The 6296-nt window shown below is 71.9% G+C and carries 6 protein-coding genes, 1 pseudogene and 1 riboswitch; of the genes and pseudogenes, 3 read left to right on the plus strand and 4 right to left on the minus strand.

The genetic code is table 11. From position 1 onward, the window contains the following. A pseudogene (locus CCN44_RS14950) lies at nucleotides 1-183 on the plus strand (D-alanyl-D-alanine carboxypeptidase); the annotation flags it as partial. Here the strand turns inward: CCN44_RS14950 and CCN44_RS14955 are convergent. Further along, nucleotides 131-1039, minus strand: a complete 909-nt coding sequence (locus CCN44_RS14955; protein ID WP_059252214.1) for a YihY/virulence factor BrkB family protein — start codon at nucleotides 1037-1039, stop codon at nucleotides 131-133. The pseudogene CCN44_RS14950 and the gene CCN44_RS14955 overlap by 53 nt on opposite strands. An 85-nt stretch (nucleotides 1040-1124) precedes the next feature. Between CCN44_RS14955 and CCN44_RS14960 the strand changes: the two genes are divergently transcribed. Continuing rightward, nucleotides 1125-1880 carry a decaprenylphospho-beta-D-erythro-pentofuranosid-2-ulose 2-reductase gene (locus tag CCN44_RS14960; RefSeq protein WP_086697911.1) on the plus strand — a complete coding sequence of 252 codons (756 nt, stop codon included), beginning with the start codon at nucleotides 1125-1127 and terminating at the stop codon, nucleotides 1878-1880. Between the two features lie 5 nt (nucleotides 1881-1885). Here the strand turns inward: CCN44_RS14960 and CCN44_RS14965 are convergent, their stop codons facing one another. The 3 genes from CCN44_RS14965 to CCN44_RS14975 all read right to left on the minus strand — a co-directional run bounded on the left by CCN44_RS14965 (nucleotide 1886) and on the right by CCN44_RS14975 (nucleotide 5172). Next, nucleotides 1886-2470, minus strand: a complete 585-nt coding sequence (locus CCN44_RS14965; protein WP_059252212.1) for a 2'-5' RNA ligase family protein — start codon at nucleotides 2468-2470, stop codon at nucleotides 1886-1888. A 134-nt stretch (nucleotides 2471-2604) separates the two neighbouring features. Beyond that, nucleotides 2605-3618 (minus strand): tryptophan--tRNA ligase, encoded by a 1014-nt coding sequence (gene trpS / locus CCN44_RS14970; protein WP_086697912.1) that lies wholly within the window; start codon nucleotides 3616-3618, stop codon nucleotides 2605-2607. Between the two features lie 99 nt (nucleotides 3619-3717). Next, nucleotides 3718-5172, minus strand: coding sequence for a glycine hydroxymethyltransferase (locus CCN44_RS14975; protein WP_059252210.1), 1455 nt, complete (start codon nucleotides 5170-5172; stop codon nucleotides 3718-3720). Between the two features lie 33 nt (nucleotides 5173-5205). Continuing rightward, nucleotides 5206-5294: riboswitch (ZMP/ZTP riboswitch) on the minus strand. A gap of 115 nt (nucleotides 5295-5409) precedes the next feature. On the opposite strand from CCN44_RS14975, the gene rocD reads away from it, so the two are divergent. After that, nucleotides 5410-6296, plus strand: an 887-nt coding sequence (gene rocD / locus CCN44_RS14980) for an ornithine--oxo-acid transaminase (protein WP_086697913.1), incomplete at its 3' end; no start/stop codon positions are given.

The following is a 6296-nucleotide window of genomic DNA, read 5'->3' on the forward strand; positions in this document are numbered from 1 at the left end:
GTGGGGGCCGGCGGGTCGGGTGCGAAGCCAGCGGCGAGCGCCTCCGCCGGCTCGGGCTCCAGCGGTGCCGGGATCGCCCTGGCCGTCGCGGGCGGACTGCTGGTGCTGCTCGGCGGCGCGGCGTTCCTGGTCAACCGCCGGTGGCCGCTGCCGGACCTGATGCGCCGTCGGACGCGTCCCTGAGTTCCGCCTCCTTGCTGCCCGTCGCCGTCCAGGAGGCGCAGAACAGGACCAGTTTGCAGGTGAAGTTGATCCACAGCAGCAGGGCCACGGGGACCCCGAAGGCGCCGTACATGCTCTTCGCGGCGACCCCCTGGATGTAGCCGCTGAGCAGCAGCTTCAGCAGTTCGAAGCCGATCGCGCCGAGCAGCGCGGCGACCAGCAGGCGGCGGCGCCGCGGCTCGACGCCGGGCAGCAGGGTCAGGACGTAGAGCAGGACGAGGAAGTCGGCGAGCACGGCGACGGCGAACGCGGCGATCTGGAGCAGCACGCTGCCCCAGCCGTGTTCGTCCAGGCCGATCTGCCGGGACAGCCGGCCGACGGCGGCCGAGGCGAGGGTGGACGCGGCGAGTGTGACCAGCAGGGCGCCGCCGAAGCCGAGGAGGATCCCGGCGTCCTTGGCCTTGCTGAGGACCGGGTTCTCGTCCTGGTCCGCCAGCTCCCACACCGCGCGCAGGCAGTCCCGCACCTGGCCGACCCAGCCGATGCCCGTGAACAGCAGGACGGCGCCCGCGATGACGCCGACCGTGCCGGCGTTGTCCACCAGGGAGGTGAGGTCCAGCTGGTCGGCCAGGCCCGGGAACTGGTCGGCGATCCGCTGCTCCACGGTCTTCTGGCGGGCCGGGCTGAGCGTGGCGGCGGTGATCGCGGCGGCCACGGTCAGCAGCGGGAACAGCGCCACGAAGCTGACGAACGTCATGGCGGCGGCCAGCCGGGTCCACTTCACCCGGTCCAGCCGCTCGTAGCTCCGCCACGCGTGCGTGGCCGTCAGCCGGGTGACGATCGGCCCGATGCCGGGCAGCTTCTTCAGCCAGTCCATGATCCGACTGTGCCCGCTGGGCGGGACCGCCAACACCGCGTTTCTTCGCCAGAACGGCGATATAGGGGCGATACGGTCAACTGTCATGAAGGATGCCACCGAACTGCCCCAGTCCCTGCTCGTCCTCGGCGGCACGTCCGAGATCGCGCTGGCCACCGCGCGCCGGCTGATCGCCCGCCGCACCCGCACGGTGTGGCTGGCGGGGCGCCCCTCCCCCGCGCTGGAGAACGCCGCCGGGAACCTGCGCGCGCTCGGCGCGGTCGTCCACACCGTCGCCTTCGACGCGCTCGACCCCGACTCCCACGAGACCGTCCTCGGCAAGGTGTTCGCCGAGGGCCCCGTCGACATGGTGCTGCTCGCCTTCGGCATCCTCGGCGACCAGGCGCACGACGAGCGCGACCCGGCCCGGGCCGTGCGGGTCGCTCAGACCAACTACACCGGGGCCGTCTCGGCCGGACTGGTCGCGGGCCGGGCCCTCCAGGCCCAGGGCCATGGCTGTCTCGTCGTCCTGTCCGCCGCCGCGGCCGAACGCGCCCGCCGCGCCGACTTCATCTACGGCTCCAGCAAGGCCGGCCTCGACGCCTTCGCGCAGGGCCTCGGCGACGCCCTGCACGGCACCGGCGTGCGCGTCATGGTCGTACGCCCCGGCTTCGTCCGGACGAGGAGGACGGCCGGCCGGCCGCGCGCACCGCTCGCCACCACGCCGGAGGCGGTCGCCACGGCCGTCGAACTGGGCCTGCGCCGCCGCGCGGAGACGGTCTGGGTGCCGGGGGCGCTGCGCCTGCTGATGTCGGTGCTCCGGCACGCCCCGCGGGCGGTGTACCGCAGGCTGGCGGTCTGACGGACCTACCGGCGGGCGATCGTGCCCCGCTCGACGTCCGCGTGGCCCGGCTGGGGCGGTACGACGGATCCCCCGAACGTGTACTCGCGCAGCTTGCGCCACACGCCGTCGGCGCCCTGCTCGTACAGCGCGAAGCCGGTGCACGGCCACTCGGCCTCGAAGTCCGCCAGCTCCTCGAACGCGCGGTCCATCGCCGCCTCTTCGATGCCGTGCGCGACGGTGACGTGCGGGTGGTACGGGAACTGCAGCTCGCGTGCCAGCGGCCCGGAGGCGTCCCGCACCCGCTGCTGGAGCCAGGCGCAGGCGTCGGCGCCCTGGACGATGCGCACGTAGACCACCGGCGACAGGGGCCGGAAGGTGCCGGTGCCGGACAGCCGCATCGGGAACGGCCGGCCCGCCGCGGCGACCCCGCTGAGGTGCGTGTCGACGGCCGGCAGGTCGGCCTCGTCCACCTCGGTCGGCGGCAACAGCGTGACATGCGTGGGGATACCGTGAGCCGCGGCGTCGCCGAAGCCCGCGCGCCGCTCCTGGAGCAGGCTGCCGTGAGGCTCCGGGACCGCGATCGCCACGCCGATCGTTACGGTCCCCACGTCGTCTCCTGTCGTCGTGTCTGTTTTCTGCTCAGCCGTCGGCTATGACTGTACGGCCATGAGTGTCCTGTGGGCAGGCGCAGCGGAAGTGATGTGCAGCGCTCTGCCCGTGCGGACCCGTGCGGTCGTACGCCTCAGTGCTTGGCCGGGAGGAAGCCCACGCGGTCGTACGCCTGCGCGAGGGTCTCGGCGGCGACGGCGCGCGCCTTCTCGGCGCCCTTGGCGAGGATCGAGTCCAGCGTCTCGGCGTCGTCCAGGTACTGCTGGGTGCGCTCCCGGAACGGCGTCACGAACTCGACCATGACCTCGGCGAGGTCGGTCTTGAGCGCGCCGTACATCTTGCCCTCGTAGTCCTGCTCCAGCTCGGCGATCGACCTGCCGGTGAGCGTGGAGTAGATGGTGAGGAGGTTGGAGACGCCCGGCTTGTGCTCGACGTCGTAGCGGATCACCGTGTCCGTGTCGGTGACGGCGCTCTTGACCTTCTTGGCCGTGGTCTTCGGCTCGTCGAGCAGGTTGATGAGGCCCTTCGGCGTGGACGCCGACTTGCTCATCTTGACCGTCGGGTCCTGGAGGTCGTAGATCTTCGCCGTCTCCTTGAGGATGTACGGCTTCGGGATCGTGAAGGTGTCGCCGAAGCGGCCGTTGAAGCGCTCGGCGAGGTCGCGGGTCAGCTCGATGTGCTGGCGCTGGTCCTCACCGACGGGCACCTCGTGGGCCTGGTACAGCAGGATGTCGGCGACCTGGAGGATCGGGTACGTGAACAGGCCGACGGAGGCCCGGTCGGCGCCCTGCTTGGCGGACTTGTCCTTGAACTGGGTCATGCGGCTGGCCTCGCCGAAGCCGGTGAGGCAGTTCATGATCCAGGCCAGCTGGGCGTGCTCGGGGACGTGGCTCTGCACGAAGAGGGTGCAGCGGTCCGGGTCCAGGCCGGCGGCCAGCAGCTGTGCGGCGGCGAGCCGGGTGTTGGCCCGCAGTTCCTCGGGGTCCTGCGGGACCGTGATCGCGTGCAGGTCGACCACCATGTAGAAGGCGTCGTGGGACTCCTGCAGGGCCACCCACTGGCGGACGGCGCCGAGGTAGTTGCCGAGGTGGAACGAGCCAGCCGTGGGCTGGATGCCGGAGAGCACGCGAGGTCGGTCATTCGCCATGCCCTCTATTGTCTCAGAGAGCCCGGGGGGTTCTGTGCGTGGGGAACTGCGGACCGTGGTGGCCGGTCGCGCAGTTCCCCGCGCCCCTTACGGGGCGTTTCAGCCGAGGTCGACCTCCGGGTAGAGGGGGAAGCCCGCCACCAGGTCCGTGGCTCGCCGGGAGATCTCCTGGGCGACCTTCTCGTCCAGGACGTGGGCCGCCTTGGAGGGGGCGCCGGACTTGGTGGTGCCCGGCTCCGTCGTGGTGAGGACGCGGTCGATCAGGGCCGCCACCTCGTCCATCTCGGCGGTGCCGAGGCCGCGGGTGGTGAGCGCCGGGGTGCCGACGCGGATGCCGGAGGTGTACCAGGCGCCGTTCGGGTCGGCCGGGATGGCGTTGCGGTTGGTGACGATGCCCGACTCCAGCAGGGCCGCCTCGGCCTGGCGGCCGGTGAGGCCGTAGGAGGTGGCGACGTCGATCAGGCAGAGGTGGTTGTCGGTGCCGCCGGTGACGAGGGTGGCACCGCGGCGCATCAGGCCCTCGGCCAGGGCGCGCGAGTTGTCGACGATGCGCTGGGCGTAGTCCTGGAAGGAGGGCTGCCGGGCCTCGGCGAGGGCGACCGCCTTGGCGGCCATGACGTGCGGGAGGGGGCCGCCGAGGACCATCGGGCAGCCGCGGTCGACCTGGTCCTTGAGGGAGTCGTCGCACAGCACCATGCCGCCGCGCGGGCCGCGCAGGGACTTGTGGGTGGTCGTGGTGACGATCTGGGCGTGCGGGACCGGGTCGAAGTCGCCGGTGAGGACCTTGCCCGCGACCAGGCCGGCGAAGTGCGCCATGTCGACCATGAGGGTGGCGCCGACCTCGTCGGCGATCTCACGCATGATCCGGAAGTTCACCAGACGGGGGTACGCGGAGTAGCCGGCGACGATGATCAGCGGCTTGAACTCACGGGCCTGGGCGCGCAGGGCGTCGTAGTCGACCAGACCGGTGGCGGGGTCGGTGCCGTAGGAGCGCTGGTCGAACATCTTGCCGGAGATGTTCGGGCGGAAGCCGTGGGTGAGGTGGCCGCCGGCGTCCAGGGACATGCCGAGCATGCGCTGGTTGCCGAAGGCCTGGCGCAGCTCGGCCCAGTCGGCGTCGGACAGGTCGTTGATCTGGCGGGCGCCGGCCTTCTCCAGGTAGGGCGCCTCGACGCGGTCGGCGAGGACGGCCCAGAAGGCGACGAGGTTGGCGTCGATGCCGGAGTGCGGCTGGACGTAGGCGTGGCGGGCGCCGAAGAGTTCGCGGGCGTGCTCGGCGGCGAGGGCCTCGACGGTGTCGACGTTGCGGCAGCCGGCGTAGAAGCGGCGGCCGATGGTTCCCTCGGCGTACTTGTCGCTGAACCAGTTGCCCATCGCCAGCAGCGTCGCCGGGGAGGCGTAGTTCTCGGAGGCGATCAGCTTGAGCATCTCGCGCTGGTCGGCGACCTCCTGGCCGATGGCGTCGGCGACGCGCGGCTCCACGGCGCGGATGACGTCGAGGGCGGCGCGGAAGGCCGTGGACTCAGTGGAGAGGGAGGCGGACTTCTCGGGCATCGGGGACCTCCGGACGGTGTGCGTACAGCGTTCACGTTCGGCCCAGGCGCACGGCACTCTTCCCGCTCGGGCCGCTCCCCGATGGTCCGTCCCATCCCAGCGCGCCAGTCACGGCCCGCTCGTCAGACTACCGGGCGCGCCGCGCGGCGCAGGTCCCGCGTCCACCATGCGAGCGAGGATATGAAGGGGGTCACCGTCGATTTCGCCGTCGATTTCCGGTCGTACTCGGGAGAGGCCGTGACCGCTGCAGAAGACCTCATCGCCGCCGCCGACGCGCACTGCGCGCCCACCTACCATCCGCTGCCCGTGGTGATCGCGACCGGTGAGGGGGCGTGGCTGACGGATGTGGCGGGGCGGCGGTACCTGGACCTGCTGGCCGGCTACTCGGCGCTGAACTTCGGGCACGGCAACCGGCGGCTGGCCGAGGCGGCCCGGCGGCAGCTGGACCGGGTGACGCTGACCTCCCGCGCCTTCTACCACGACCGGTTCGCGGCGTTCTGCACCGAGCTGGCGGAGCTGTGCGGGATGGAGATGGTGCTCCCCATGAACACGGGCGCTGAGGCCGTGGAGAGCGCGGTCAAGACGGCCCGGAAGTGGGGGTACCGGGTGAAGGGGGTGCCCGCCGAGATGGCGAAGATCGTCGTGGCGGGCGGCAACTTCCACGGCCGTACGACGACGGTCATCAGCTTCTCCACGGATCCGGAGGCGCGGGCGGACTTCGGTCCGTACACGCCGGGATTCGAGATCGTGCCGTACGGCGACCTGACGGCGATGCGGTCGGCGCTGACGGAGAACACGGTGGCGGTGCTGCTGGAGCCGATCCAGGGCGAGTCCGGGGTGATCGTGCCGCCGGCCGGCTATCTGGCCGGGGTGCGGGAGCTGACCCGCGAGCGGAACGTCCTCTTCGTCGCCGACGAGATCCAGTCGGGGCTGGGCCGGACCGGGCGGACCTTCGCGTGCGAGCACGAGGGGGTCGTGCCGGACGTGTACGTGCTGGGCAAGGCGCTGGGCGGCGGGATCGTGCCGGTGTCGGCGGTGGTGTCGAGCGCGGCGGTGCTCGGGGTGTTCCGGCCGGGCGAGCACGGGTCGACGTTCGGCGGGAATCCGCTGGCCTGCGCGGTGGC

It is taken from the genome of Streptomyces tricolor (assembly GCF_002155905.1).
Classification (GTDB): Bacteria; Actinomycetota; Actinomycetes; order Streptomycetales; family Streptomycetaceae; genus Streptomyces; species Streptomyces tricolor.

What these genes read in the sequence shown, in the direction of transcription:
- CCN44_RS14960 (WP_086697911.1), top strand. Translation starts at nt 1,125, where the DNA reads ATGAAGGATGCCACCGAACTGCCCCAGTCCCTGCTCGTCCTCGGCGGC.
- trpS (WP_086697912.1), bottom strand. Translation starts at nt 3,618, where the DNA reads ATGGCGAATGACCGACCTCGCGTGCTCTCCGGCATCCAGCCCACGGCT.
- CCN44_RS14975 (WP_059252210.1), bottom strand. Translation starts at nt 5,172, where the DNA reads ATGCCCGAGAAGTCCGCCTCCCTCTCCACTGAGTCCACGGCCTTCCGC.
- CCN44_RS14955 (WP_059252214.1), bottom strand. Translation starts at nt 1,039, where the DNA reads ATGGACTGGCTGAAGAAGCTGCCCGGCATCGGGCCGATCGTCACCCGG.